A 24,841-nucleotide genomic window follows, 5' to 3' on the forward strand; every position below is an offset into this window, starting at 1 on the left:
ATCACGGGACGTTACTCCGCCGCCATGGCGGGCGAGCGCCGGGACGCAGCAAGCGCGGAAAGCTCCGCCATCAGCTGCGACGCCCGGGCAATGGGGTTGGTCAGGTAGAAGTCCTTGATCACCGGACGGAAATCGGCATCAGCCGGTGCAGCGGGGTCGAGCGGCTGCCAGGCGTTCTCGGGCACCTCGTCGATGCGCGCGAGATGCGGCACTTCCGCCACCAGCTTCCGGCGCAGGGCTGCCAGCGAGTCATAGGGGAGCGTCGCGCCGAGTTCGGCCGAAAGCGCCCGCAGGATCGCCCAGTTCTCCTTCGCCTCCCCCGGCGGGAAGCCCGCGCGGAGCGCGAGTTGCGGGCGGCCTTCGGTATTGACGAACAACCCGGCTTCCTCGGTATAGGCGGCGCCCGGCAGAATGATATCCGCCCGATGCGCGCCCCGATCGCCGTGGTGGCCCTGATAGATGACGAACGGGCCGGGCGCGATCTCCACCTCGTCGGCACCGAGGCTGTAGATGACCTCCGCACCGTTGAGCGCAGCATCCATCCCGCCCTCGGTCACCGCGCCGACATCCATGGCGCCCACACGGCTCGCCGCAGTGTGCAGCACGAGGAAGCCGGAGCCGGTATTCTCCGCCAGCCGCATTGCCTGAGAGAGCACCGCTGCGCCATCCGCCTCCGTCAAGGCGCCCTGCCCGATGACGACGACGCTGGATTTCGCCTTGGTCTCCTCCGAGATATCCTTCTCGGCGAGCTCCCGCAGCGCGGCGCGCCCCGGGCCGGCATAGTCATAGGTATAGGTCAGGTCAGCCGCGGAACCTATCAGGCCGACCTTCGCTCCGTTGATCCACGCCTTGCGGATACGCGCGTTCAGGACGGGCGATTCATTACGCGGATCAGTGCCGATGAGCTGGATCAGTTCCGCGTTTTCCAGATCCTCGATCCGGGCGGTGCCGACGTAGCCCGACCGGTTGCCGGCGGGCAGCTTCGCCCCGTCCGTCCGGCATTCCACATTGCCTCCAAGGCCCTGGACGAGCTCCTTGAGAGCATAGATCGCCTCTACCGGAGCAAGATCGCCGACCAGGGCGGCAACCTTCCTGCCCTTCATCGCGGCGGCGGCTTTCTGCAGAGCCTCGCCCCAGGTTGCCAGACGCAGCCTGCCATTTTCACGCACATAGGGCCGGTCCAGCCGCTGGCGGCGCAACCCGTCCCAGACAAAGCGTGTCTTGTCGGAGATCCACTCCTCGTTCACGCCGTCATGGTTACGCGGCAGGATGCGCATCACTTCCCGCCCCTTGGTGTCCACGCGGATATTGGAGCCGAGCGCATCCATCACGTCGATGGTCTCGGTCTTGGTCAGCTCCCAGGGACGCGCGGTGAAGGCATAGGGCTTCGACACCAGCGCGCCGACCGGGCACAGGTCGATCACGTTGCCCTGCATATTGCTGTCGAGCGTCTGGTTGAGATAGCTGGTGATCTCGCTGTCCTCACCCCGGCCGGTCTGGCCCATCTGGGTGATCCCGGCGACTTCGGTGGTGAACCGGACACAGCGCGTGCAGGAGATGCAGCGCGTCATATGCGTCTCGACCAGCGGGCCGAGGTTCAGATCCTCGGTCGCGCGCTTCGGCTCACGGTAGCGGGAGAAGTCCACGCCATAGGCCATCGCCTGGTCCTGAAGGTCGCATTCGCCGCCCTGATCGCAGATCGGGCAGTCGAGCGGGTGGTTGATGAGCAGGAACTCCATCACCCCTTCGCGGGCCTTCTTGACCATGGGTGAATTGGTCTTGACCACCGGCGGCTCGCCGTTCGGGCCGGGACGCAGATCCTTCACCTGCATCGCGCAGGATGCCGTCGGCTTCGGAGGGCCACCGACTACCTCGACAAGACACATCCGGCAGTTGCCCGCAATGGACAGCCGCTCGTGGTAGCAGAAGCGTGGCACCTCGATCCCGGCGACCTCGCAGGCCTGCAGGATGGTCATCGCGCCGTCCACTTCATAGACGAGGCCGTCGATGGAGATTTTCCTGATATTCGACATCACTTACTCCGCCGCGATCTGCCGGCACCCACGGCTCCGCCAGAGCCGCGCGTCATCCAGATATTTCCACCCGAAGGCATGGTCGCTCTCGCCATGGGCTGTGAGATGGTCCAGCCGGGCCAGTCCCTCCTCCACGGTGGGCCGATGCCCTGCGGGCACCCACCACATGACGAAATGCATCCGCCCCAGCACCTCGAACCACTCCGCCCGCCGCTCATAGAAGCTGCGGTGAACGGTGTTCCACACGAAGTGCTCGAGGCTCTTTACGTCTTTCCAGACAGTCAGGTTGGCAACAAAGCGCGGATCGCCCGCGAGCTTTGTTTCCGTATTGCCTTTGCCCGGTTCTCCCGAGCCTTCCATCATCCAGACGAAGCCCGGCGTCCGCTTGCCGAGCGCGTTTACCCGGTCCAGCGCTCCCATGAACTCCGCCACGCGCGGATCATCGGTTTCGGCAATCAGCCTTCCGATGTTCAGCTGGGCCAGATGCATCCCTTCGGGCGCCATCGTCACTCCGCCGCGATGGCCGAGACGCGCCCGGTCTTTTTGTATTTGATGCGATCTTCGATTTCATTGCGGTAATGGCGGATGAGACCCTGGATCGGCCAGGCCGCGGCATCGCCAAGCGCACAGATCGTATGGCCCTCGACCTGCTTGGTCACCTGGAAGAGCATGTCGATTTCCTCGACCTCTGCATCTCCGGTAACCAGTCGGTCCATCACGCGCATCATCCAGCCCGTGCCTTCGCGGCAGGGTGTGCACTGCCCGCAGCTTTCGTGCTTGAAGAATTTCGCCAGCCGCCAGACCGCCTTGATGACATCCGTCTGCTGGTCCATCACGATCATGCAGGCGGTGCCGAAGGAGGATTTCAGCTCCCGCATCCCGTCATAATCCATGATGGCATCGTCACATTGATCCGCCGGGATGATCGGGCAGGACGCGCCCCCGGGGATCACCGCCTTGAGGTTCTTCCAGCCGCCCCGGATACCGCCGCCGTGTTTCTCGATGAGTTCCTTCATCGAGATGGACATGGTTTCCTCGACAACGCAGGGCGTGTTGATATGTCCGGTCAGACCGAAGAGCTTCACACCCGCGTTGTTGGGCCGCCCGAAGGAGGCGAACCACTCCCCGCCACGGCGCAGGATCGTGGGCGCGACCGCGATGGACTCGACGTTGTTCACCGTGGTCGGGCAGCCGTAGAGCCCCGCGCCCGCCGGGAACGGCGGCTTCATGCGCGGCATGCCCTTCTTGCCCTCGAGGCTTTCCAGAAGCGCCGTTTCCTCGCCGCAGATATAGGCGCCCGCCCCGTGGTGCAGGTAGAGATCGAAGTCCCAGCCCGATCCCGCCGCATTCACGCCGAGCAGACCATCCTCATAGCATTCGTCGATCGCGGCCTGCAGCGCCTCCCGCTCCCGGATATACTCACCACGCAGATAAATGTAGCTCGCATGCGCCCCCATCGCGAAGGAGGCGATCAGCGCACCCTCGATCAGCGTATGCGGATCGTGGCGCATGATCTCCCGGTCCTTGCAGGTCGCGGGTTCGGATTCGTCAGCATTGATGACAAGATAGGCCGGGCGCCCGTCGGATTCCTTCGGCATGAAGGACCATTTCATGCCGGTCGGGAAGCCAGCACCCCCCCGCCCGCGCAGGCCGGACTTCTTCATCTCGTCGATGATCCAGTCGCGCCCCTTCCCGATGAGGCCGGCAGTCCCGTCCCAGTGCCCGCGCTTCTTCGCGCCGGCAAGGGAGCGGTCATGCATCCCGTAGATGTTGGTGAAGATCCGGTCCTGGTCCTTCAGCATCTTCTCACCCTTCCAAGGCCCGGCGTTTGCGCCAGACGCGCCATGTGACGATCATACCCCATACGAGGGCGCCGATCGCGGCAAAGTCGATCAGGAAGGCATAGCGGCTGTCCCAGCCCATGCGCCCCCCGACCCATTGCAGGACGAACCAGAGCACCATGGCGGCGGCCATCACGCCGCCCGCCTGTCTGGCCTGCATGGCCAGTGCCCTGTGTGCGTCCTCTGTCATCAGATTTCCCCGCGCTCCACCTTGCGGGAATGGTCGGTCTCCCCGCCGGCAGCGAGGATTCTCGCCTGTCCGACCCAGTCCTCGCGGAGTGCGCGTCCCTTGAATTCGTGCAGATGCTCGTCGATCCAAGCCAGATCTTCCGCCGTCCAGGCAGCGATCTGATCGAAATGGAAGATGCCGAGGTCGTGGAGCATCTTCTCAAGCTTCGGACCGACGCCGGAGATGCGGAGCAGATTGTCCGCCTCGCCTTCCCGCGGCTCGGGCAGGAAGCCAGGACGCGTCGGAGCACCACCGCCGAGGATGACAGCATCCTCCGCAGCAATCTCGGGATCGCTTTCCGGCTCCTGGTTCACATCCTTGTCGTCGCGACCTTCGGGATCATCGCCCGCGACTGGCTGACCAGGTTCACCCGTCGCCGTGCCGCCGGTGGCAGTGCCCTCGACTTCCGGCCGTCCGACGGTCTCGACGGGCGCTTCCTCGATGGAGATCCCGGTCTCGTCAATCGGATGGCCCGCACCCGGAGTTGGCTGGACCTCCTCGCCCCCCTCGACCGGCGCATTTCGGTCGGAACGGTCGAGCCAGGGCGCGTTGAGGGGCACTTCCGTCCCGTCGATGCGCTTCACCGTATCCCCGATGGCAAGTGCGAGCGTCACGGAGGCGTTCCGCTCCGGCCGGTCCTCCGCAAGCTCGGTCAGGCTGGTCAGCCCCGTCGCCGGTTCGGAGGAGAAGCGGCCGTTCTGCGGACCGGGCACCGGAACCTTGCCCGCAGCCAGATCGTCGAGCAGCGCCGTCAGCTTGTCTTCAGTGAGGTTCTCGTAATAGTCCTTGCCGATCTGGGCCATCGGCGCGCCGGAACAGGCGCCCAGACATTCGACTTCCTCCCAGCTGAACTTCCCGTCCGCCGAGAGTTCATGAGGCTGGCCGTTGATCCGGTTCTTGCAAACCGCCATCAGGTCTTCCGCGCCGCAGATCATGCAGGACGTGGTGCCGCAGATCTGGATATGGGCCACGGAACCGGTCGGTTGCAGCTGAAACATGAAGTAGAAGGTCGCCACTTCGAGCACGCGGATATAGGCCATGCCCAGCATGTCCGCGACATATTCGATCGCGGGCTTGGTCAGCCAGCCTTCCTGCTCCTGCGCGCGCCAGAGCAGCGGGATCACCGCCGAAGCCTGACGCCCTTCGGGATATTTCGAGATCTGCGCCTTTGCCCAGTCGAGGTTCGCGGGAGCAAACTCGAAGTGGTTGGGCTGCGCATGGTATAGACGGCGTAGCATCAGACGGCTCCGGTCTGGCGGGCCGCGACGGGCGCGGCCAGCTGGCTTTGGGCAGGGCGGCTCACCGGTCCACCTCGCCGAATACGATGTCGAGCGTGCCGATGATGGCGGTCACATCGGCCAGAAGATGCCCCTTGGCAAGATAGTCCATCGCCTGAAGGTGCATGTAGCCCGGAGCGCGCAGCTTCACGCGGTAGGGCCGGTTGGTTCCGTCGGCAACAAGATAGACACCGAACTCCCCCTTGGGAGCCTCAACCGCCGCATAGACCTCACCCGCAGGGACATGGAACCCCTCGGTGTAGAGCTTGAAGTGGTGGATGAGGCTTTCCATCGAGCGCTTCATGTCACCGCGTTTGGGCGGGGTGATCTTGCCACGCGCCAGCACGTCGCCCGGGGTCTGGCGGAGTTTCGCGATGGCCTGCTTGATGATCTTGGTCGACTCCCGCATCTCCTGCATCCGGCAGAGATAGCGGTCGTAGCAATCGCCGTTGGTGCCGACGGGGATCTGGAAATCGAACTCGTCGTAGCACTCATAGGGCTGCGAGCGGCGAAGATCCCATGCCAGACCGGTGCCGCGGGCCATGACGCCGGAGAAGCCGTACTGCTGGATGTCCTCCTCCGTCACCAGAGCGATGTCCACCAGCCGCTGCTTCACGATCCGGTTTTCGGTGATGAGCGCGTCCAGGGTGTCGATCAGGGTCGGGAATTTGTCGGCCCAGGCGTCGATATCGTCGATGAGGTCGGGCGGCAGATCCTGATGGACGCCACCGGGACGGAAATAGGCCGCGTGCAGACGCGCGCCGCAGGCCCGCTCATAGAACACCATCAGTTCTTCGCGCGCCGTGAAACCCCAGAGCGGCGGCGTCAGCGCGCCCACGTCCATGATCCCGGTCGTGATGACCATGATATGGTTCAGGATACGCCCAATCTCGCAATAGAGCACCCGGATCAGGCTGGCGCGACGCGGAACAACCGTTCCTGTCAGCTTTTCGATGGCCAGGCAGTAGGCATGCTCCTGGTTCATCGGGCAGACGTAGTCGAGCCGGTCCAGATAGGGCAGGTTCTGCAGATAGGTCCGGCTCTCCATCAGCTTCTCGGTGCCGCGGTGCAGCAGGCCGATATGCGGGTCGGCGCGCTCCACCACCTCACCGTCGAGTTCCAGCACCATGCGCAGCACGCCGTGTGCCGCCGGGTGCTGCGGCCCGAAGTTGATGTTGAAGTTGCGGATCTTCTGTTCGCCGGTCAGAGCGTCGTCGAAAGCACCGTCCATCTCAGACCCTCCTCACTTCTTCTCGTCGCCCGGCAGGATGTATTGCGCACCCTCCCACGGCGACATGAAGTCGAATTGACGATATTCCTGCACGAGGTTGACAGGCTCATAGATGACCCGCTTCTGTTCCTCGTCGTAACGCACCTGCGTGTAGCCGGTGGTCGGGAAATCCTTGCGCAGCGGATAGCCGCGGAAACCATAGTCCGTGAGGATGCGACGCAAATCCGGATGGCCCGAGAACAGGATGCCGAACATGTCGAATACTTCCCGCTCCAGCCAGTTCGCCCCGGCATGGATCCCTGTGACGGAGGGCACGAGCTCCTCCTCCCGCACCGGGATCTTCACGCGGATGCGCTGGTTCTGGTACATCGACAGCAGGTGATAGACCACGTCGAAGCGCGCTTCGCGTTCGGGGTAGTCAACCGCGGTCAGATCGACCAGCGTCGAGAATCGGCAGTTCGGATCGGTCTTGAGGAACTCAAGAAACGCTACGATCGAACTGCGGTCGGCCTCTATCGTCAGCTCACCGAAATCCACCTTGGTGGACAGGACGTGCTGCGGTTGCCGGCTCTGGATATGTTCCGCCAGTTCGGCGAGGGGGGCATCTGCAAGGACTGCGTCGCTCATCTTACCCTCAACGTGCTATGGTGCCGGTGCGGCGGATTTTCCGCTGCAACTGGAGGATGCCGTACAGCAGCGCCTCTGCCGTGGGTGGGCAACCCGGTACATAGACATCGACCGGAACGACCCTGTCGCAGCCCCGGACAACCGAATAGCTGTAGTGATAATAGCCGCCACCATTGGCGCAGGATCCCATGGAGATCACGTAGCGCGGCTCCGGCATCTGGTCGTAGACCTTGCGCAGCGCGGGGGCCATCTTGTTGGTCAGCGTCCCCGCGACGATCATCAGGTCCGACTGACGCGGCGAGGCGCGGGGTGCGGCGCCGAAGCGTTCCACGTCATAGCGCGGCATGGACATCTGGATCATCTCGACCGCGCAGCACGCCAGCCCGAACGTCATCCAGTGGAGCGAGCCGATGCGCGCCCAGTTGATGATGTCCTCTGTCGAGGTGAGCAGGAAACCCTTGTCCTGAAGCTCGCGGTTCAGGGCCTGGGTCGCGACCTCACGGTCTGGACCCGCCGTGTTCGCGCCGGTCATCACTCCCATTCGAGAGCTCCCTTCTTCCATTCGTAGGCAAAGCCCACCGTCAAGACGCCCAGGAAAACCATCATCGACCAGAAGGCCACGTCGGTAAGGCCGCCGAACGCCACTGCCCACGGGAACAGGAAAGCGACTTCGAGGTCGAAGATGATGAACAGGATCGAGACAAGGTAGAAGCGGATGTCGAACTTCATCCGCGCGTCGTCGAACGAGTTGAAGCCGCACTCGTAGGCCGAGACCTTTTCCGGGTCCGGTTTCCGCACCGCGAGAATCGCAGCCGAAAGCATCAGGACGAGGCCGAGGGCGACGGCAACACCGAGAAAGACGAGGATCGGCAGGTATTCTCTCAGCAGATCGTCCACTGGTGGCTCCTTCGCTGGGATACCGTGGCATCCCGGGTGGCTGCGAAGCGGTTTACCCCTGCCCCCCGTCCGGGTCAACCAACCGCGGCGCTGCAGAAACGTTCCGCGTGTGCAAACGTCGCGTTTTCATGCAGATCGACGGGCAAAACCCGAGCAACCCGCTCCGCACGCCAGAGAAACGGGCATCTTGGGCCGATTTAACAAGGCTTTCGGGGGTCAGGAGTGTCGCCAGGCCGGGGCGCGCTTTTCGAAGAATGCGGCTATGCCTTCCTCGGCCTCCGCTGTCTCCCATCGCGCGACAAGGGCCGCTATTGTCGCATCCACCGCTTCGGGCGTCACGCTGCCACCGAGTCGCCTGACCAGCGCCTTGGAATCGGCCACCGCTCCGGGCGCCGCGGTCAGGTATGGCGCCACCTCCGCCTCAACCGCGGCATCCAGATCCTCCGGAGGCACAACACGGGCCAGCAGGTCGAGCGACAGCGCCTCCTCCGGTCCGAAGATGCGGGGAGAAAAGAACACGCGACGCGCCCGTGCGGCCCCGAGTCGCGCAATCACGTAAGGCCCGATCGTCGCGGGAATCAGTCCGAGCCGCACCTCTGTCAGGCCGAGTTTCAGCCCTGTCACTCCGATCGCCGTATCGCAGACGGAGATCATGCCGAGTCCGCCGCCGAAGGCCTGTCCCTGAATGCGGCCGATCAGCGGCTTGGGCAAGCGGTCCAGCAGGCCCAGCATGTCGGCGAGCCGTCGTGCCTCTCGCGCCCGCTGCGCCGCATCGGCCCGCATCTGCTCCCGCATCCAGCCAAGGTCGCCGCCTGCGCAGAAACTCTCGCCTTCCGCGGCGAGGATCACGACCCGAACCGAGGAGTCTTCCCCGAGCCGCCGCGCCGCCTCGGACAACTCATCCATCATCTGCGCCGAAAGCGCATTGTGCCGTTCGGGCCGCGCGAGCGTCAGCGTGGCGACACCGCGCGCGTCGATCTCAATGCGTATGGTCTCAGGCCGGCTGGTCTCGGTCATCTCGGCATCTCCGTTTCGGACAGGATCATGGCAGCAGGAGGGGGGCGGGGTGTCCCCCGCGCACAGGACCCCCTCGAGCCGGTGGGTCAGGCGGCTTCGGAACTGCGGAGGCTCCGGGCCATCTGCGCCGCTTCGGCGATGACCTTGCGGTCAAGGCCGGTCCGCCAGCCGTTCTCCTCCAGAAACGCCACAGCGGCTTCCGTCGCGACATTGCCCTTGGCCCCAGGCGCATAGGGGCAACCGCCAAGACCGCCCACCGCCGCATCGAACACCCTCACACCCAGTTCCAGAGACGCCGCGATATTGTCGAGCGCGCGTCCCGCCGTGTCATGGTAGTGCCCCGCCAGCCGCTCTGCCGGCACTTCCTGCAACACGGCTTCGAGCATCGCGCGGATCGTCTCCGGCGTCCCCTGCCCTATCGTGTCGCCAAGGCTCACCTCGTAGCAGCCCATGTCGCGGAGCGCCGCCGCGACACGCGCGACATGGGAGGGCGGCGTCGGCCCGTCATAGGGGCAGTCCGTCACGCAGGAGATATAGCCGCGCACGGGAATGCCGTCGGCTTGGGCTGCTGCCGCGACCCCCCGCATGCGCTCGATGCTCTCCGCAATCGTCGCGTTTATGTTCGCTTTCGAGAACCCCTCCGAGGCAGAGCCGAACACAGCGACCTCGTCCGCCCGTGCGGCCCTTGCCCCCTCATAGCCCTTGAGGTTCGGCGCAAGCGCGGCATAGCTGATCCCGGGTACGCGGCGGATACCGGCCAGCACCGCCGCCCCATCCGCCATCTGCGGCACCCATTTCGGGCTGACGAAGCTCGCCACCTCGATCCTGCGATATCCGGCGGTGGACAGCAGATCGACCAGCGCGATCTTCTCCGCCGCCGGGATCAGTCGCTTCTCGTTCTGCAGCCCGTCACGGGGGCCGACCTCGAAGATCTCGACGTCACGCATTCGGCGCCTCATAGAAATCGCGGGTATAGATTTCGGCCTCGCCATCTTCCTCCAGCGCGCGGCGGAAGGCGGGGCGCGTTTCGAAGTGGTGCAGCCAGCGGGAAGCGGAGGGAAAGGCGTCGAAACGCACGAAGCGGCGCGCCATCATGACGCCATAGCCCACCTGCACATCCACGGCGGAAAAGCCGGAGGGCAGCAGAAAATCGCGCCCTTCAAGACCGCGCTCCACCACCTCCACCGTCTTTTCGAGCCGCTTCGCCTCCAGGCGCATCACGGTGGGCGATCGCATGTGATCCTCCCGCAGTACGATATGCTGCTGCGTCAGGTTGGCGAGGTGCTGGCCGATGGTTTCCGCGAAATGCAGCCATTCCAGCCAGTCCGCCCGCTCCACCTCCCCCGGCGCACGGCCAAGCTGCGGCGCACGGGTTTCGCACAGATATTCGGTAATCGCGCCGGATTCGAACAGCCGTCGTCCGTCGATCTCCAGCGCCGGAACCCGCCCCGCCGGTGACAGGGCAAGATAGTCCGGTGATCGCAGAGACCTATCGAGCATGGAGTGTATGACGACCTCCGGCTGCTCCCCCATCTCCAGCAAAAGCCAGAGGATGCGGAACGAGCGCGCCTGCGGAACATGATGGAGCCGGATCATGCCTCCTCCTCCAGCAGGATGAGCGGCGCGCCGGCCTCCACCTGCGAGCCTTCGCCGGCAAGCACTTCGGCCACCGTGCCATCCCGCCCTGCGGCAAGGGTGTGCTCCATCTTCATCGCCTCCAGCACGGCGAGCCGCTGGCCCTTTTCCACCGCCGTCCCCGGCGTCACGAAAACGGCCTTCACCAGCCCGGGCATCGGGGCCAGCACGGCATTGCCGCCTGCCCCGCCCTCTCCGGCACGGGCGAGTTGATCGACGGGCCGCGCGATATGGGCGCCATGCGCAAAGAGAGCGACGCCCGCGGAGAGCGGCACGATCCGCACTTCCGCCTTCTCACCGTCAACCCACCACTGCCCCTGTCGCAGGGCGCAATCGTGGATGACCTCGCCGATCTCCACCCGGAAATGGTCTGGCGCGAGCGGCAGCACCACAGCGCCTTGCTCCTCCCCATCCAGCAGGAGGGCGACGCTCTGACGGAGCGGCGTCCAGAGCGTGAAACCGGTGTTCGCGCCCCCTCCCGCCGCAAGCCCCGCCACCGCAAGCGCGGCCAGCGGCGCAACCGCGGGCGGTGCGGAGGGCGGTAGGGTCAGTTCCGCCAGATCCCGCGCGATGAGACCGGTATCGACCTCTCCCGCCGCGAAGCCGGGATGGCGCGCGAGTGCTGCGAGAAACGCGAGGTTGGTGACGCTCCCCGCCACTTCCGTGCCTTCAACCGCCGCGGCGAGGCGCGAAAGCGCAATCTCCCGGTTCGGGCCATGAACGATGATCTTGGCGATCATCGGATCATACCACGGGCTGATGACATCACCGGGCCGCACGCCGCTGTCGGCCCGCACGCCCGCAGGGAAGGCAAGATGTTCGAGCCGCCCGGTCGCGGGCAGAAAGCCCGCCGGCACATCCTCCGCGTAGAGCCGCGCCTCGAAGGCGTGCCCGTGAATGGCAAGGTCGCTCTGCCGTGCGGGCAGCGGCTCACCCGCCGCCACGCGGATCTGCCATTCGACAAGGTCGATGCCGGTGATCGCTTCTGTCACGGGATGCTCCACCTGAAGGCGGGTGTTCATCTCCATGAACCAGAATCCGTCCGGGCGCAGTCCACGAGACCCATCCACGATGAATTCGATGGTGCCCGCACCGGCATAGCCGATGGCGCGGGCGGCTTTCACAGCCGCCTCACCCATGGCAGCGCGCATCTCCGCCGTCATGCCGGGGGCCGGAGCTTCCTCGATCACCTTCTGGTGACGGCGCTGGAGCGAGCAGTCCCGCTCGAACAGATGCACGGCATCGGTGCCGTCGCCAAACACCTGCACCTCGATATGCCGAGGCTTCTCGACGTATTTCTCGATCAGCACGTCGGGATTGCCGAAGGCAGTGCGCGCCTCCCCCTGCGCTGAGGCCAGCGCATCGGCGAAGGCGTCCGGCGTCTCCACCAGCCGCATGCCCTTGCCACCGCCCCCGGCCACCGCCTTGATGAGCACCGGATAGCCCACGTCCGCCGCGGCCTCCGCCAGCCGGGCCGCATCCTGATCGGCGCCCAGATAGCCCGGCACCACCGGAACGCCGGCCTCCTGCATCAGCCGTTTCGCGGCGTCCTTCAGGCCCATGGCGCGGATGGCGCGGGCCGAGGGGCCGATGAACACCAGCCCTGCCGCTTCCACCGCACCGACGAAATCGGGGTTCTCAGACAGGAAGCCGTAGCCGGGGTGGATCGCCTCTGCGCCCGTCTCCCGCGCGGCCGCGATGATCCGATCACCGCGCAGATAGCTGTCGGCAGGCTTCGGCCCGCCGATATGGACGGCCTCATCGGCCATGGCCACGTGTTTCGCTCCGGCATCCGCGTCGGAGTAGACGGCCACCGTGGCGATCCCCATGCGACGGGCTGTCTCCATTACGCGGCAGGCGATCTCGCCCCGGTTGGCAATCAGTATCTTGCGGAACATCATTCCCTCCCCAGCGCCATGCAATGCAGGCGCGCCTGTTCTTCGGAGAAACAGCAGAAGATCACGTCGAGCGACGCCTGCGCTTCCCGCACAGTTTTGACGGCAAGCCCTGCGGCGGCTTCCGCGGGATAGCCGTAGATGCCGGTCGATATGGATGGAAAGGCGATGGAGGCCAGGCCGAGTTTCTCTGCCTCCTCCAGCGCGCGGCGGTAGCAGGAGGCGAGCAGCGCCGCCTCCCCGGCGTCCCCTCCCCTCCAGACAGGGCCAACCGCATGGATCACATGGCGCGCCGGCAACCGATAACCCTTCGTGACCTTCACCTCTCCGGTCTCAGCTCCGCCGAGGCTCCGCGTCGCGGCCAGCAACTCCGGCCCTGCGGCGCGGTGGATCGCGCCATCCACGCCGCCGCCCCCCAGAAGCGAGCGGTTTGCCGCGTTCACCACGGCGTCGACATGCAGCGTGGTGATATCGGCCACGACGACCGACAGGCGGCCCTGCTGGCAATGCGGGGTCATCGCACCGCCTCCCCGCTCAGATCAGCCCGCCGCACCAGCCCTGTCTGCGCCCGCCATCGTAGGCCCGCGCCAGCCCGCTTCCGACCATGATCGCCGAAAGCGGCCTGCCGTCCAGCAGCACCGTCGCCAGCGACCGACCGTAGAGATCGCGAGAGCCGAGCCGCACCTCGATCCGCTCCGCGCCCCAGAGCTTCCAGCGGAGCAGCCATGTCGCGGCGACCGCCCGCGCGAATTCGGAGGGGCAGCCGGGGCTGAACAGCTCCGGCGTGTCGAAGCCGCGCAGCCGCGTGTCCACCAGACCGCGCGTCAGGCAGGCGAGCTTCAGCGTATCCCCGTCGGTGACCGACCAGATGCGGCAGGTCTTGCCGTTGCCTTCGTGAATGGGTTTGACCACCGCCATGCCCATGTCCAGCCCGGCCGGCCCCAGTGTCGCCAGCAGGACGAGGAACAGCAGCCGCGACCGGAGCCGGAGAACGCGGCGGAGCATCCAGGAAGGAGAAAGAAGCGTGAACATCGCCCCGCTTCTGACCCGTCCCGTCAGCAAAGGCAACCCGCTCCGGCGAAATCCGCCGATCCCGCCTGGCGCCTGCGAAATCCGCTGGTTGCGAGAGGTTTCTCATACCATGCCTCACATGCGGAACACGCCGAAACGCGTCTTGCCGATCGGCGCGTTCAGCGTGGCCGAGAGGCTGAGGGACAGCACATCACGGGTCTTGCGCGGGTCGATGATCCCGTCATCCCACAGCCGGGCAGAGGCGTAGAGGGGATGGCTCTGCCGGTCGAACATCTCGATGGTGGGGCGCTTGAAGGCGGCTTCCTCATCGGCGCTCCAGCTCCCGCCGGAGCGTTCGATGCCGTCGCGCTTCACCGTCGCCAGCACGCCTGCCGCCTGCTCCCCCCCCATGACCGATATGCGGGAGTTCGGCCATGTCCACAGGAACCGCGGGGAATACGCTCGCCCCGCCATGCCGTAGTTCCCCGCGCCGAAGGAGCCGCCGACCAGCATGGTGACCTTGGGCACTTCCGTCGTGGCGACCGCCGTGACCAGCTTGGCCCCATGGCGGGCGATGCCCTCGCTCTCGTATTTCCGGCCCACCATGAAGCCAGTGATATTCTGGAGGAACACCAGCGGAATGCCCCGCTGGGAGCACAGTTCCACGAAATGCGCCCCCTTCACCGCGGATTCGGAGAACAGCACGCCATTGTTGGCGATGATACCGACCGGTATCCCGGTGACATGGGCAAAGCCGGTCACCAGGGTCTCGCCGAACCGCGCCTTGAATTCGTCGAAGCGCGAGCCGTCCACCACGCGGGCGATGACCTCCCGGATGTCGTAGGGCGTCTTCAGATCGGCAGGGACGACGCCGAGAATCTCCTCCGGGTCATAGGCCGGTTCTTCGCTGGGTTGCATCGTCACGGCAAACGGCTTCGTGCGGTTCAGCCCCGCCACGGCCTGCCGCGCCAGCGCGAGGGCATGGGTATCGTCCTCCGCCAGATAATCCGCCACACCCGACAGGCGCGTATGCACATCCCCGCCGCCCAGATCCTCGGCCGACACGACCTCCCCCGTGGCCGCCTTCACGAGCGGTGGACCGGCGAGGAAGATGGTCCCCTGGTTCTTCACGATGATCGTCACGTCGGACATGGCGGGCACATAGGCCCCGCCCGCCGTGCACGACCCCATGACGACGGCAATCTGGGGAATGCCCTTCGCGCTCATCCGTGCCTGATTGTAGAAAATGCGGCCGAAATGCTCCCGGTCGGGGAATACCTCATCCTGCTGCGGCAGGTTCGCGCCACCGGAATCGACAAGGTAGACACAAGGAAGGTGGTTCTCCTCCGCGATCTCCTGCGCGCGGAGGTGCTTCTTCACCGACATCGGATAATAGGTGCCACCCTTCACCGTCGCATCGTTGCAGACGATGAGCACCTCCTGCCCGGCCACCCGCCCGATCCCGGCGATCAGCCCGGCGCAGGGGGCGGCGTTGTCGTACATGCCATGCGCGGCGGTCGCCCCGATCTCCAGAAACGGGGAGCCGGGATCCAGCAGATTCGCGACTCGCTCCCGCGGGGCCATCTTGCCGCGCGACACATGGCGGGCACGCGCCTTCTCGCCGCCTCCGGCAGCGGCCAGCGCAGCTGCCTCCGCCGCCGTTTCCAGCAACGACAGGTGGGCGGCCCGGTTGGCGCGGAAGCCTTCGGAGGCGGTCAGTGCCGCAGAGACGAGTTTCATGGCGCCCTCCTCAGGCCGTGACCGACATCAGTTCCCGCCCGATGAGCATACGACGGATTTCGCTGGTGCCCGCCCCGATCTCCATGAGCTTCGCATCGCGGAACAGGCGGCTCACCACGCTGTCGTTCAGGAACCCGGCGCCGCCGAAGGCCTGCACCGCCTGATGCGCCTGCACCTGCGCCTGCTCGGAGGCGTAGAGCACGCAGGCCGCGGCGTCCTGCCGTGTCACCTCACCGCGGTCGCAGGCCTTCGCCACCTCATAGACATAGGCGCGCGCGGTGTTCATGGCGGTGTACATGTCGGCGATCTTGCCCTGCATGAGCTGAAAATCCCCGATCTTCTGCCCGAACTGCCGGCGTTCGTGCAGATAGGGCATCACCTCGTCCAGGCAGGCGGCCATGATCCCGGTACCGATACCAGACAGGACCACCCGTTCGTAATCCAGCCCCGACATCAGCACCCGGACGCCCTTGCCCTCACCGCCCAGAACATTCTCGAACGGCACTTCGACATTCTCGAACACCAGTTCCGCCGTGTTCGAGCCGCGCATGCCAAGCTTGTCGAAATGCTTCGACGTGGAAAACCCGGTCATGGATTTCTCGATCAGAAATGCGGTCATGCCCTTGGAGCCGGCGTCGGGATCGGTCTTGGCATAGACGACCAGCGTGTCGGCATCCGGCCCGTTGGTGATCCAGTATTTCGTCCCGTTCAGGACGTAGTAGCCGTTCCGCTTGTCCGCCTTCAGCTTCATCGACACCACGTCGGAACCCGCGCCCGCCTCCGACATGGCCAGCGCGCCGACATGTTCGCCGGAGATGAGCTTTGGCAGGTATTTCCGCTTCTGCTCCTCCGTCCCGTTCAGCTTGATCTGGTTCACGCAGAGGTTGGAATGGGCACCATAGGACAGCGAGACGCTGGCGGATGCCCGCGCGATCTCCTCCACCGCGATGACATGGGCGAGATATCCCATCCCCGCTCCGCCATATTCCTCCGGCACGGTGATGCCCAGCACGCCGAGGTCGCCCAGTTCCTTCCACAGCGGGGCGGGAAAGTCGTTCGTGCGGTCGATCTCTGCCGCCATCGGCTTCAGCCGTTCCTGCGCCCAGCGGTGAACCGCCTCGCGCAGTACTTCGATATCCTCGCCCAGATCGAAGCGCATCGACGCCATGAACATCCCGATTCCCTCCCCGGAATTGAACGTGTGTTCAATAAATATCGCTGGCCTCGCACCCGGTCAATCGCGCAAATGATCGGGCCGAGATGGAGACCAAGATGCGCCCTATCGTTATCGTCCTTTCAATGTTGCTCACGACGACCGCCGTCTCTGCCGAGGAGGTCGGTCGCATCGGGGTGGACTGGATGGGAAATGATGTGGTGGTTGAAGCGATCGACGACCCGAAGGTGCAGGGCGTGACCTGCCATGTCGCCTATTTCAGCCGCTCGACGATAGACCGTCTGCGCCAGGGGAACTGGTTTGAGGATCCGTCGAACTCCGCCATCTCCTGCGCCAAGGTAGGGCCGGTGACGCTGGGCGATATCGAAAAGGGACCAAAGGGAGAGGAAGTCTTCAGCGAGCGGCGTTCAATCATCTTCAAGTCGCTGAAGGTGCGCCGGATATATGATGAGGCGCATCGCACGCTGATCTATGTCTCGCATGGCGATCAGGTCGTGGAGGGGTCCGCCAAAATGGCGATCTCCACCGTTCCGCTGGACTGAGACATCGCTGCCGCGCACATGAGAACGCCGGCCGGTATGCCCGGCCGGCCTTTCTTGCAACCTTTCGGATCAGCTCTTCCCGTGCGAGGATTCGCCGCCCTTCCGCCCCGCTTCCGACGCGCGTTCGCGATCATTGGCGAAGTTTCCCGGATTAGACGACTTAGAGCCGCCTTGCTGACCACCCTTGTTGTGGTCCATGTCCTGCTTCATCTGGCCGCTCTTCTTGTCCTTGTCGGACGAGCCATGTTGATTGGTTGCCATTGTGAGTTCCTCCAACTCCTCGCCAGTCTGACTGGCACAATAACAACAGCAGACGCGCGGCGATGTTCCTGACCGCTGGAGCGCTCGCGAAAAATAGCTCACATCGGCAGGATACGCTCCACCATCTCCGGCAGGTCGGCATAGTCACCCAGCAGGGCATCCGGCTCAAGCCGGGCAATACCGGGGCCCTCGGGGCCGAAGGTGACAAGCACGACAGGCACGCCCGCGGCCCGCGCCGTGTTCCGATCCGTCACCGTATCCCCGACGAGAAGCGAGCGACTGACATCCCCACCCGCGCGCAGAACGGATTGCCGATAGGGTTCCGGGTCGGGTTTGCGGCTGGCAAGCGTATCTGCGCCGATCAGCGACTGGAACAACCCACGCACGCCGAGGCGGGCAAGAAGTGTCTCCGCCAGCGCCTCGGGCTTGTTGGTGCAGATGCCCACCCTGTCCCCCCTCTGGCGGAGCGCTTCCACGGCCTCCACCGCGCCGGGATAGAGGCGGGTGTGACGGTCGATATCCTCGGCATAGGCCTTGAGCAGCAAGGGAAAATCCGCGTCAACATCCGCCTCGCTCCACTCCCGTCCCAGCCGCGAAAGCCCTAGCCGGAGCATCGCGCGTCCACCCGCGAAAGCCGTTCCGGCATCCACTTCGGGGTCGAGCGGTGTCCCCTCCCCGCGCGCCTGAAAACAGGCATTGGCCGCGGCGATCAGATCGGCAGAGGTGTCCGCCAGGGTTCCATCCAGATCAAAGATCACCGTCCGCATTCGCCGCTCCTTGAAACGTCCCGTAAATTCATGTGATGGCCCGCGCTCTTGCGGCAGACGAGGCTCTCGGTAAAACGGGCGCGACAGGAAGGGAAGATCAGACGTATGGCGACGGCACTCATCGTTCTGGCAGCGGGTCAGGGAACGCGAATGAACTCGGACCTGCCCAAGGTTCTGCACGAAGTGGGGGGCGCGCCGCTTGTGGTTCATGCGCTGCTCTCTGCGGCGCCGCTGGAACCGGAGCGCACGGTGGTCGTGACCGGCCATGGCGGGGCCGCGGTTGCCGGCGTTGCGGAGGGGTTCGACGAGCGCGTCCGCACCGTGGAGCAGGCCGAACAGCTTGGCACCGCCCACGCGGTGTTGCAGGCCGCGCCGATGCTGGAGGCCTTTGCGGGCAATGCCATCGTTCTCTACGGTGACACGCCCTTCATCCGGGCCGAAACGCTGGAGGAGATGCTGGCCGCGCGGAAGCAGCACGATATCGTCGTGCTGGGCTTCGAGGCGGCGGATCCCGGACGCTACGGCCGGCTGGTGATGGAGGGCGACACCCTTATCCGCATCGTGGAGTACAAGGATGCGACGGAGAGCGAACGGCGGATCGGGCTGTGCAACAGCGGCGTGCTCTGCGCCGATGCCGCCACGCTGATGCGGCTCGTTTCCGAGGTCGGCAACGAAAATGCGGCGGGCGAATACTACCTGACCGATATCGTGGCCCTCGGCCGGGCGCAGGGGCTGTCCGCCACCGCTGTCACCTGTGCGGAGGTGGAGACGATGGGCGTGAACACCCGTGCCCAACTCGCCACGGCGGAGGCCGCCTTCCAGGAGCGTGCCCGGGCGGAAGCGGCGGAGAACGGGGTGACCCTGATTGATCCGGCGACGGTGCACTTCTCCTGGGACACCGCCATTGGCCGCGACACCGTGGTGGAACCCAACGTGATCTTCGCGCCCGGTGTCACGGTCGAATCCGGCGCGCGCATCAGGGGTTTTTCGCATCTCGAAGGATGCCATGTCTCGGAAGGCGCGACGGTCGGGCCTTTCGCCCGGCTCCGCCCCGGCGCGGAACTGGCCGAAGGGGTGCATGTCGGCAACTTCGTCGAAATCAAGAACGCCACCATCGCGCAGGGGGCGAAGGTCAACCACCTCACCTATATCGGGGATGCGAGCGTGGGCGAGGAAACGAATATCGGCGCAGGCACCATCACCTGCAACTATGACGGCGTGAACAAGCATCGGACGGAGATCGGTGCGCGGGTCTTCATCGGATCGGATACCATGCTGGTCGCCCCCGTGCGGATCGGCGACGATGCGATGACCGCGACCGGCTCCGTCATCACCTCGGATATTCCGGCAGGCGCCCTTGGCGTCGCCCGCGCCAAGCAGGAGGTGAAGCCCGGCTTCGCCCTGCGGTTCTTTGAACGACTCCGCGCCGCGAAGCGCGCCAAGGGAGGCAACTGACATGTGTGGTATCGTCGGCGTTCTGGGCCATCACGAAGTCGCCCCCATGCTGGTGGAGGCGCTGCGGCGGCTCGAGTACCGCGGTTATGACAGCGCTGGAATCGCCACGATCAACCACGGCCATCTTGACCGGCGGCGGGCGACGGGCAAGCTCGTCCACCTGTCGGACCTGCTGGTGCATGAGCCGCTGGCCGGCAAGTCGGGCATCGGCCATACCCGCTGGGCCACCCATGGCGCGCCCTCCGTCCGCAACGCGCATCCGCACGTCTCTGGCGGTGTCGCGGTCGTTCACAACGGCATCATCGAGAACTTCCGCCCGCTGAAGGCGGAGCTGGAGGAGCAGGGCTACAGCTTCGATTCCGACACGGATACGGAGATCGTCGCCACCCTCACCCGCAGCTACATGGAAACCGGCATGGACGCCGACGCCGCTACCGCCGCGACGGTGGCGCGGCTGGAGGGGGCCTTTGCTCTGGGATTCCTGTTCGACGGCGAGGAGGATCTGATGATCGTCGCCCGCAAGGGGTCACCCCTCGCGATCGGGCATGGCGACAGCGAGATGTTCGTGGGATCGGACGCCATCGCCCTCGCGCCGATGACCGACCGGATCACCTATCTAGAAGAGGGAGACCGCGCGGTGATCCGCCGCTCCGGTGCCGTGATCTATGATGCGGCAGGGCGTCGCGCCAACCGCAAGATGGAGACGATCCGCATGGATGCCGCGCGGATCGAAAAGGCTGGCTACAAGCATTTCATGGCCAAGGAGATCGCGGAGCAGCCGGTCGTGCTGGGCGATGCGCTCTCGCACTACATCAATGCCGATGGGGAAATCGTACTGCCCATCGACATAGACTTCGCCAGCGCGGATCGGGTGACGATGTCCGCCTGCGGCACTGCCTATATCGCCTGTCAGGTTGCGAAGTACTGGTTCGAACAGCTTGCGGGCCTTCCGGTGGATACCGACTTTGCGTCGGAATTCCGCTATCGCGAGCCGGTGCTGTCGCCCCGATCGCTGGCCTTCTTCGTCAGCCAGTCGGGGGAGACTGCCGATACGCTCGCGGCGCTGCGCCATGCGCAGGGTCAGGTTGCGCAGACGGTGGGTATCGTGAACGTCGCCACCTCCACCATCGCACGGGAGGCCGATGGTGCTTTGCCGATCCTCGCCGGGATAGAGATCGGCGTGGCCTCGACCAAAGCATTCACGTGCCAGCTTCTGATCCTCGCCCTGCTTGCCCTGCGCGCGGGCGTTGATCGGGGCCGCATCTCTCCCGAGGAACTGCGCGACCATATCGCGGTGCTCCGCAGCCTGCCCGGTCTGCTCAACACCGCCATTGGCCAGTCCGATCAGATCGAGCGGTTGGCCCGTCAGCTCTCCGAAGCCAAAGACGCGCTCTTCATCGGGCGCGGTCCGATGTTCCCGCTAGCTTTGGAGGGAGCGTTAAAACTTAAGGAAATCAGCTATATACATGCCGAAGGTTACGCGGCAGGCGAACTAAAGCATGGTCCTATAGCCCTGATTGATGAAACCATGCCGGTGATCGTCATGGCCCCGCGCGATGCGCTCTTCGACAAAACCGTTTCCAACATGCAGGAAGTGATGGCGCGGAAGGGCAAGGTGCTGCTCATTTCCGACCATCAGGGCATCCATGAAGCGGGTCCGGGCGTCGCCTCCACAATACACATGCCCGAAGTGGCCGCCCCCTTTGCGCCGATCCTCTACGCCGTACCAGCGCAGCTCATCGCATACCATACCGCGGTCGCGAAAGGCACTGACGTAGATCAGCCGCGCAACCTGGCTAAATCGGTGACGGTGGAATAGAGGCGGCTTCAGGCCAGCGGCGTCCGTAGGCAAAGCATTATGGTCTGCATGATCCGTCACTGAGGGGTTAGAAACCTGTTCTGCCTTCTAGCGGTCCCGTCCCACCCCGCTAACAGGCGTTCGCGGCGGGGAACGGCCAGACTTTGAACGAAGCGGAGGCAGTCCGGGTGCTCGCGACGGAACGCCATCCGGCTCGGGAAAGACGCCCGACGGCGGCTAGCTATACGGTGGGTGCATCGCGGCGGATCAGATCGCCCTTGTTGACCGTTCGCTGACCTTCTGCATCAGAGAGACCCCATAGACCGCCCGGACGGTTCGTGTCGATTGCGCCGCCCAGCAGCATATCTCTCGCATACCGTGATGATGGACCTTCCGCCGGTTAGAGGCGTTTCGCGCGTCCATTATGATGGAGAACGGCAAGAGCGGCCTCTGGCACACCGGCCGAGGCAGCCGTTTGCAGAGGTAAGGCGATCAGTAACACCCTTGTTCTCCTGTTCGCGCACGACATGAAGCCGTTGCAGTTGTAGGGTGCCGGGTGCTGGTTCAGATACTGGCGTGAAGCGGTGTAAGTTGGGGTAGGCGATCGGCTGATCCCCGTCGATGGCCACCAATCAGCGAATGCGTCCCCTCGGAAGTCCAACGATATCAAACCTATCGGCAGATAGATCACCGATCAACGGTCGCAAAATGTTTGGACAAATACACGCGTACGACGAGAAAAAGCCGGGGGAGCATGTTCAGATCGGGCAGTCGAGAACTCAATTGTTCAAGTATCAAATTGATCATCCCCGGCCCGACACCAGCCAGAATGATCGGCTCAGCGCAGGGCGTCGCTCAGGTGATGGATGCGCTCCCGACGCTCGTCCATAAGATCACGTCCAGCAATCCGCGGGTGCGCTGATGGACCGGCTTCCAGCAATCCGCGGGTGCGCTGATGGACCGGCTTCCAGCAATCCGCGGGTGCGCTGATGGAACGGCTTCGCGAGCAACTCTGCGCTGCCGTGCGCCGCGCCGTGGCGGGGGACCGGATCGCGGACCGGATCACCCCGCCTGAGGCCGGGTTCGGTCTCTGGCAGGCCTTCGTCGCCCTCTCCGCCCGCAGCTACGGCAGCGCCGGGCTGGAGCGATCCGATTCTCGGAGATCGAGGCATGGGCCCGGCTGATGCGAGTTCCGCTTGAGCCGCGGCATGTCGATTTTGTCACGGCGATGGACGCGACGCCTGTGGAACGAAGCTCGCCACGCCCGCGACCCCGACCCGCCCGTCCGGGCCGCTGTCACCTGCGATGTTCGACGCCGTGTTCGGGTAAGGCAGGGCACGCCCGGCGTTCGACATTCGCCAAAGCGTCCTCGTTCGCCGGTGAGTGGGAAAACCCCGGCAGCCGCGCAGACCCGGCCCTCCTTCGGGCGAGGCGCGGCCATTCGATTCTGCGAGCAGCGCGGGAAACGATTTCCCTCCGACCGCTCACTGTATGCTCACTGCAGGATATTCATCTCATCAAGCGCGTCATCTAACTGCTTGATTTTATTGGCGCACCCGACAGGATTCGAACCTGTGACCTCTGCCTTCGGAGGGCAGCACTCTATCCAGCTGAGCTACGGGTGCGTGTCTGGTGCGTCTCTTAACCGGCCTCCGAGGCGGGTGCAACGGGTTTTGTGCCATTAGGCATCCAGCTCGATCCAGATCGGTACATGGTCGGAGGGCTTGTCCCCCGCCCTGACCTGCTTGTCGATCCGGCAATCGGACAGCAGATCGGCGGCCTGGGGAGTGAGCAACATGTGGTCTATGCGGATACCGTCATCGCGGTTCCAGGCACCCGCCTGATAGTCCCAGAAGGTATACTGCCCAGCGGATTGATTTCGCGCCCGGAAAGCATCCGTGTAGCCGAGCGCCAGCAGCTTGCGGAAGGCCCCGCGTGTCTCTGGCAGGAACAGCGCGTCCTTCACCCAGGCTTCCGGGCGCTTGGCGTCGCGCGGTTCGGGGATGACATTGTAGTCGCCCGCCAGCACCGCCGGATCCTCCAGGGTCAGCAGATGGCGCGCCCGCGCCTCCAGCCGCTGCATCCAGGCGAGCTTGTAATCGTATTTCGGCCCTGGTGCGGGATTGCCATTTGGCAGGTAGAGCCCACAGACCCGCACGGGCCGCGTCGCCACCACCGTCGCCTCCATCCACCGGGCCTGCTCGTCGCTCTCGTCGCCAGGCAAGCCGCGGGTCACATCCTCAAGCGGGTACTTCGACAGGATCGCCACACCGTTGAAGCCCTTCTGACCATGGGTTTCCACGTTGTAGCCCATATCCTCGATCGCTTCTCGCGGGAAACTCTCGTCGACGGTCTTGATCTCCTGCAGGACGACGACGTCGGGCCGCGCCTCGCCAAGCCAGGCAGTGAGGGCCTCGATTCGTGCGCGAACCCCGTTGATGTTGAAACTTGCGATCTTCATGCGGCACCTCCGGCGTCACGTTGTATCCTTCCCGCCGCCGAAGGCCAAGAAGATGGACCTTAACGGGACGACGCGCATTGTTCTGGGGCAGAAGGAGACGAAAATGAACGAACGCGACGTACGCCTCCCCGACGGGGAAGCGATCACCCCTCCGCTGGGACAGGGCACGTGGATGATGGGCGAAGACCCCTCCCGCCGGGCGGAGGAGATCGCCACGCTGCGGAGAGGGTTGGACCTCGGTCTTACGCTGATCGACACGGCCGAAATGTATGGCGACGGCGCGTCGGAGGAGATGGTCGGCGAGGCGATCCGCGGTCGGCGGGAGGAGGTGTTTCTCGTCTCCAAGGCCTATCCCCAGAATGCTTCGGAAGCCAGACTGCCGGATGCCTGTCGCCGAAGCCTCAGGCGGCTCGGGACAGACCGGCTGGACCTCTACCTGCTTCACTGGCGGGGAAACGTGCCATTGGGAGAGACTGTGGTCGCGATGGAGCGGCTGAAACGGGACGGGTTGATCCGAAACTGGGGGGTCAGCAATCTCGATACCGATGACATGGAGGAGCTGTCGGCGGCGGATGGTTTCGGCTGCCAAACCAATCAGGTGCTCTACAATCTCACGCGGCGCGGGGTGGAGTGGAACCTGCTGCCGTGGATGTCCTCCCGCGGGATACCGGCAATGGCCTACAGCCCGATCGAACAGGGGCGGCTTCTCAGTCATCCGGAATTCGCGTTGCTCGCCGAAGGACTTTCGCTCTCTCCCGCCCGTCTGGCGTTGGCATGGTTGCTGGAACGGCCAGGCGTCATTCCCATCCCCAAGGCCGGTAGCGTCGCGCATGTCGAAGACAACGCGGGCGCCCTTGATGTCAGGCTGGACGAGGAGACACGGACCTTTCTCGACAAGCTGTTCCCGCCGCCCACCCACCGGACCCCGCTGGAGATGATCTGACCTTTGG

The 24,841-nt window shown here is 64.9% G+C and carries 26 protein-coding genes and 1 tRNA gene; 6 read left to right on the forward strand and 21 right to left on the reverse strand.

Going from position 1 to position 24,841, the window contains the following annotated elements:
- Positions 1-11: 11 nt before the first annotated feature.
- The 17 genes from nuoG to CN97_RS16975 all read right to left on the reverse strand — a co-directional run bounded on the left by nuoG (position 12) and on the right by CN97_RS16975 (position 16,607).
- Complete coding sequence (gene nuoG, locus CN97_RS16895; protein ID WP_035713898.1) at positions 12-2,033, reverse strand: NADH-quinone oxidoreductase subunit NuoG; 2,022 nt, start codon at positions 2,031-2,033, stop codon at positions 12-14.
- 3 nt (positions 2,034-2,036) lie between these two features.
- Positions 2,037-2,537, reverse strand: a complete 501-nt coding sequence (locus CN97_RS16900; RefSeq protein ID WP_035713900.1) for a DUF3291 domain-containing protein — start codon at positions 2,535-2,537, stop codon at positions 2,037-2,039.
- 2 nt (positions 2,538-2,539) lie between these two features.
- On the reverse strand, positions 2,540-3,835 hold the full coding sequence (gene nuoF, locus CN97_RS16905) for an NADH-quinone oxidoreductase subunit NuoF (protein WP_035713902.1): 1,296 nt from the start codon (positions 3,833-3,835) through the stop codon (positions 2,540-2,542).
- Between the two features lie 4 nt (positions 3,836-3,839).
- Positions 3,840-4,064 (reverse strand): DUF5337 domain-containing protein, encoded by a 225-nt coding sequence (locus tag CN97_RS16910; protein ID WP_035713905.1) that lies wholly within the window; start codon positions 4,062-4,064, stop codon positions 3,840-3,842.
- Complete coding sequence (locus CN97_RS16915) at positions 4,064-5,341, reverse strand: NADH-quinone oxidoreductase subunit E (RefSeq protein ID WP_035713907.1); 1,278 nt, start codon at positions 5,339-5,341, stop codon at positions 4,064-4,066. The genes CN97_RS16910 and CN97_RS16915 overlap by 1 nt, the downstream gene beginning before the upstream one ends.
- Before the next feature lie 61 nt (positions 5,342-5,402).
- Complete coding sequence (locus tag CN97_RS16920; protein ID WP_035713910.1) at positions 5,403-6,611, reverse strand: NADH-quinone oxidoreductase subunit D; 1,209 nt, start codon at positions 6,609-6,611, stop codon at positions 5,403-5,405.
- Positions 6,612-6,623: 12 nt separating this feature from the next.
- The gene (locus CN97_RS20795) at positions 6,624-7,238 is read right to left on the reverse strand and encodes an NADH-quinone oxidoreductase subunit C (RefSeq protein WP_035713913.1); all 615 of its coding nucleotides are present in this window, start codon (positions 7,236-7,238) and stop codon (positions 6,624-6,626) included.
- Between the two features lie 7 nt (positions 7,239-7,245).
- Entirely contained in the window at positions 7,246-7,779 is a 534-nt protein-coding gene (locus tag CN97_RS16930) for a NuoB/complex I 20 kDa subunit family protein (protein ID WP_176408582.1), read from the reverse strand.
- Positions 7,770-8,135 (reverse strand): NADH-quinone oxidoreductase subunit A, encoded by a 366-nt coding sequence (locus CN97_RS16935; RefSeq protein WP_035713914.1) that lies wholly within the window; start codon positions 8,133-8,135, stop codon positions 7,770-7,772. The genes CN97_RS16930 and CN97_RS16935 overlap by 10 nt, the downstream gene beginning before the upstream one ends.
- Positions 8,136-8,351: 216 nt before the next feature.
- Positions 8,352-9,152: a crotonase/enoyl-CoA hydratase family protein gene (locus CN97_RS16940; protein ID WP_035713916.1), complete on the reverse strand. Its 801-nt coding sequence runs from the start codon at positions 9,150-9,152 to the stop codon at positions 8,352-8,354.
- An 86-nt stretch (positions 9,153-9,238) separates the two neighbouring features.
- Positions 9,239-10,099, reverse strand: coding sequence for a hydroxymethylglutaryl-CoA lyase (locus CN97_RS16945; protein WP_035713918.1), 861 nt, complete (start codon positions 10,097-10,099; stop codon positions 9,239-9,241).
- Positions 10,092-10,748, reverse strand: a complete 657-nt coding sequence (locus tag CN97_RS16950; protein ID WP_035713921.1) for a glutathione S-transferase family protein — start codon at positions 10,746-10,748, stop codon at positions 10,092-10,094. The genes CN97_RS16945 and CN97_RS16950 overlap by 8 nt, the downstream gene beginning before the upstream one ends.
- Entirely contained in the window at positions 10,745-12,685 is a 1,941-nt protein-coding gene (locus CN97_RS16955) for an acetyl-CoA carboxylase biotin carboxylase subunit (RefSeq protein ID WP_035713924.1), read from the reverse strand. The genes CN97_RS16950 and CN97_RS16955 overlap by 4 nt, the downstream gene beginning before the upstream one ends.
- Complete coding sequence (locus tag CN97_RS16960; RefSeq protein ID WP_035713927.1) at positions 12,685-13,200, reverse strand: O-acetyl-ADP-ribose deacetylase; 516 nt, start codon at positions 13,198-13,200, stop codon at positions 12,685-12,687. Before CN97_RS16960 ends, CN97_RS16955 begins: the two co-directional genes overlap by 1 nt.
- A gap of 16 nt (positions 13,201-13,216) precedes the next feature.
- On the reverse strand, positions 13,217-13,714 hold the full coding sequence (locus CN97_RS20000) for a thermonuclease family protein (protein ID WP_051911364.1): 498 nt from the start codon (positions 13,712-13,714) through the stop codon (positions 13,217-13,219).
- Positions 13,715-13,828: 114 nt separating this feature from the next.
- Positions 13,829-15,433: a carboxyl transferase domain-containing protein gene (locus tag CN97_RS16970; RefSeq protein WP_035713930.1), complete on the reverse strand. Its 1,605-nt coding sequence runs from the start codon at positions 15,431-15,433 to the stop codon at positions 13,829-13,831.
- Between the two features lie 10 nt (positions 15,434-15,443).
- Positions 15,444-16,607, reverse strand: coding sequence for an isovaleryl-CoA dehydrogenase (locus tag CN97_RS16975; protein ID WP_035713933.1), 1,164 nt, complete (start codon positions 16,605-16,607; stop codon positions 15,444-15,446).
- Positions 16,608-16,705: 98 nt separating this feature from the next.
- Here CN97_RS16975 and CN97_RS16980 point away from each other — a divergent pair, with 98 nt between their 5' ends.
- Positions 16,706-17,149 carry a CreA family protein gene (locus tag CN97_RS16980; RefSeq protein WP_035713989.1) on the forward strand — a complete coding sequence of 148 codons (444 nt, stop codon included), beginning with the start codon at positions 16,706-16,708 and terminating at the stop codon, positions 17,147-17,149.
- 69 nt (positions 17,150-17,218) lie between these two features.
- Here the strand turns inward: CN97_RS16980 and CN97_RS16985 are convergent, their stop codons facing one another.
- The gene (locus tag CN97_RS16985) at positions 17,219-17,410 is read right to left on the reverse strand and encodes a con-10 family general stress protein (protein WP_035713935.1); all 192 of its coding nucleotides are present in this window, start codon (positions 17,408-17,410) and stop codon (positions 17,219-17,221) included.
- A 98-nt stretch (positions 17,411-17,508) separates the two neighbouring features.
- A complete protein-coding gene (locus CN97_RS16990) occupies positions 17,509-18,177 on the reverse strand; it encodes an HAD-IA family hydrolase (RefSeq protein WP_035713938.1) in 669 nt (222 codons plus the stop codon).
- 105 nt (positions 18,178-18,282) lie between these two features.
- On the opposite strand from CN97_RS16990, the gene glmU reads away from it, so the two are divergent.
- The 4 genes from glmU (at position 18,283) to CN97_RS21555 (ending at position 22,964) form a co-directional block, all read left to right on the forward strand.
- Entirely contained in the window at positions 18,283-19,632 is a 1,350-nt protein-coding gene (gene glmU, locus CN97_RS16995; protein WP_035713941.1) for a bifunctional UDP-N-acetylglucosamine diphosphorylase/glucosamine-1-phosphate N-acetyltransferase GlmU, read from the forward strand.
- 1 nt (position 19,633) lies between these two features.
- Entirely contained in the window at positions 19,634-21,451 is a 1,818-nt protein-coding gene (glmS, locus tag CN97_RS17000) for a glutamine--fructose-6-phosphate transaminase (isomerizing) (protein ID WP_035713944.1), read from the forward strand.
- A gap of 968 nt (positions 21,452-22,419) precedes the next feature.
- Positions 22,420-22,614: a hypothetical protein gene (locus CN97_RS17005; RefSeq protein ID WP_035713947.1), complete on the forward strand. Its 195-nt coding sequence runs from the start codon at positions 22,420-22,422 to the stop codon at positions 22,612-22,614.
- Positions 22,614-22,964, forward strand: a complete 351-nt coding sequence (locus tag CN97_RS21555; RefSeq protein WP_423221708.1) for a hypothetical protein — start codon at positions 22,614-22,616, stop codon at positions 22,962-22,964. The genes CN97_RS17005 and CN97_RS21555 overlap by 1 nt, the downstream gene beginning before the upstream one ends.
- Before the next feature lie 14 nt (positions 22,965-22,978).
- On the opposite strand, the gene CN97_RS17010 is transcribed toward CN97_RS21555, so the two are convergent.
- Positions 22,979-23,055 (reverse strand) — tRNA-Arg (locus CN97_RS17010).
- Between the two features lie 56 nt (positions 23,056-23,111).
- Positions 23,112-23,891 (reverse strand): exodeoxyribonuclease III, encoded by a 780-nt coding sequence (gene xth, locus CN97_RS17015; RefSeq protein WP_035713950.1) that lies wholly within the window; start codon positions 23,889-23,891, stop codon positions 23,112-23,114.
- A gap of 103 nt (positions 23,892-23,994) precedes the next feature.
- On the opposite strand from xth, the gene CN97_RS17020 reads away from it, so the two are divergent.
- Positions 23,995-24,834 carry an aldo/keto reductase gene (locus tag CN97_RS17020; RefSeq protein ID WP_035713991.1) on the forward strand — a complete coding sequence of 280 codons (840 nt, stop codon included), beginning with the start codon at positions 23,995-23,997 and terminating at the stop codon, positions 24,832-24,834.
- Positions 24,835-24,841 lie beyond the last annotated feature (7 nt).

It is taken from the genome of Haematobacter massiliensis, from assembly GCF_000740795.1.
Lineage (GTDB): Bacteria > Pseudomonadota > Alphaproteobacteria > Rhodobacterales > Rhodobacteraceae > Haematobacter > Haematobacter massiliensis.

What these genes read in the sequence shown, in the direction of transcription:
- CN97_RS21555 (WP_423221708.1), top strand. Translation starts at nt 22,614, where the DNA reads ATGCGAGTTCCGCTTGAGCCGCGGCATGTCGATTTTGTCACGGCGATG.
- xth (WP_035713950.1), bottom strand. Translation starts at nt 23,891, where the DNA reads ATGAAGATCGCAAGTTTCAACATCAACGGGGTTCGCGCACGAATCGAG.
- CN97_RS16955 (WP_035713924.1), bottom strand. Translation starts at nt 12,685, where the DNA reads ATGTTCCGCAAGATACTGATTGCCAACCGGGGCGAGATCGCCTGCCGC.
- nuoG (WP_035713898.1), bottom strand. Translation starts at nt 2,033, where the DNA reads ATGTCGAATATCAGGAAAATCTCCATCGACGGCCTCGTCTATGAAGTG.
- CN97_RS16985 (WP_035713935.1), bottom strand. Translation starts at nt 17,410, where the DNA reads ATGGCAACCAATCAACATGGCTCGTCCGACAAGGACAAGAAGAGCGGC.
- CN97_RS16990 (WP_035713938.1), bottom strand. Translation starts at nt 18,177, where the DNA reads ATGCGGACGGTGATCTTTGATCTGGATGGAACCCTGGCGGACACCTCT.
- CN97_RS16975 (WP_035713933.1), bottom strand. Translation starts at nt 16,607, where the DNA reads ATGTTCATGGCGTCGATGCGCTTCGATCTGGGCGAGGATATCGAAGTA.
- CN97_RS17020 (WP_035713991.1), top strand. Translation starts at nt 23,995, where the DNA reads ATGAACGAACGCGACGTACGCCTCCCCGACGGGGAAGCGATCACCCCT.
- CN97_RS16915 (WP_035713907.1), bottom strand. Translation starts at nt 5,341, where the DNA reads ATGCTACGCCGTCTATACCATGCGCAGCCCAACCACTTCGAGTTTGCT.
- CN97_RS16970 (WP_035713930.1), bottom strand. Translation starts at nt 15,433, where the DNA reads ATGAAACTCGTCTCTGCGGCACTGACCGCCTCCGAAGGCTTCCGCGCC.
- CN97_RS16930 (WP_176408582.1), bottom strand. Translation starts at nt 7,779, where the DNA reads ATGGGAGTGATGACCGGCGCGAACACGGCGGGTCCAGACCGTGAGGTC.
- glmU (WP_035713941.1), top strand. Translation starts at nt 18,283, where the DNA reads ATGGCGACGGCACTCATCGTTCTGGCAGCGGGTCAGGGAACGCGAATG.
- CN97_RS17005 (WP_035713947.1), top strand. Translation starts at nt 22,420, where the DNA reads ATGGAACGGCTTCGCGAGCAACTCTGCGCTGCCGTGCGCCGCGCCGTG.
- CN97_RS16900 (WP_035713900.1), bottom strand. Translation starts at nt 2,537, where the DNA reads ATGGCGCCCGAAGGGATGCATCTGGCCCAGCTGAACATCGGAAGGCTG.
- CN97_RS20795 (WP_035713913.1), bottom strand. Translation starts at nt 7,238, where the DNA reads ATGAGCGACGCAGTCCTTGCAGATGCCCCCCTCGCCGAACTGGCGGAA.
- CN97_RS20000 (WP_051911364.1), bottom strand. Translation starts at nt 13,714, where the DNA reads ATGTTCACGCTTCTTTCTCCTTCCTGGATGCTCCGCCGCGTTCTCCGG.
- CN97_RS16940 (WP_035713916.1), bottom strand. Translation starts at nt 9,152, where the DNA reads ATGACCGAGACCAGCCGGCCTGAGACCATACGCATTGAGATCGACGCG.
- nuoF (WP_035713902.1), bottom strand. Translation starts at nt 3,835, where the DNA reads ATGCTGAAGGACCAGGACCGGATCTTCACCAACATCTACGGGATGCAT.
- CN97_RS16910 (WP_035713905.1), bottom strand. Translation starts at nt 4,064, where the DNA reads ATGACAGAGGACGCACACAGGGCACTGGCCATGCAGGCCAGACAGGCG.
- CN97_RS16960 (WP_035713927.1), bottom strand. Translation starts at nt 13,200, where the DNA reads ATGACCCCGCATTGCCAGCAGGGCCGCCTGTCGGTCGTCGTGGCCGAT.
- glmS (WP_035713944.1), top strand. Translation starts at nt 19,634, where the DNA reads ATGTGTGGTATCGTCGGCGTTCTGGGCCATCACGAAGTCGCCCCCATG.
- CN97_RS16980 (WP_035713989.1), top strand. Translation starts at nt 16,706, where the DNA reads ATGCGCCCTATCGTTATCGTCCTTTCAATGTTGCTCACGACGACCGCC.
- CN97_RS16945 (WP_035713918.1), bottom strand. Translation starts at nt 10,099, where the DNA reads ATGCGTGACGTCGAGATCTTCGAGGTCGGCCCCCGTGACGGGCTGCAG.
- CN97_RS16920 (WP_035713910.1), bottom strand. Translation starts at nt 6,611, where the DNA reads ATGGACGGTGCTTTCGACGACGCTCTGACCGGCGAACAGAAGATCCGC.
- CN97_RS16950 (WP_035713921.1), bottom strand. Translation starts at nt 10,748, where the DNA reads ATGATCCGGCTCCATCATGTTCCGCAGGCGCGCTCGTTCCGCATCCTC.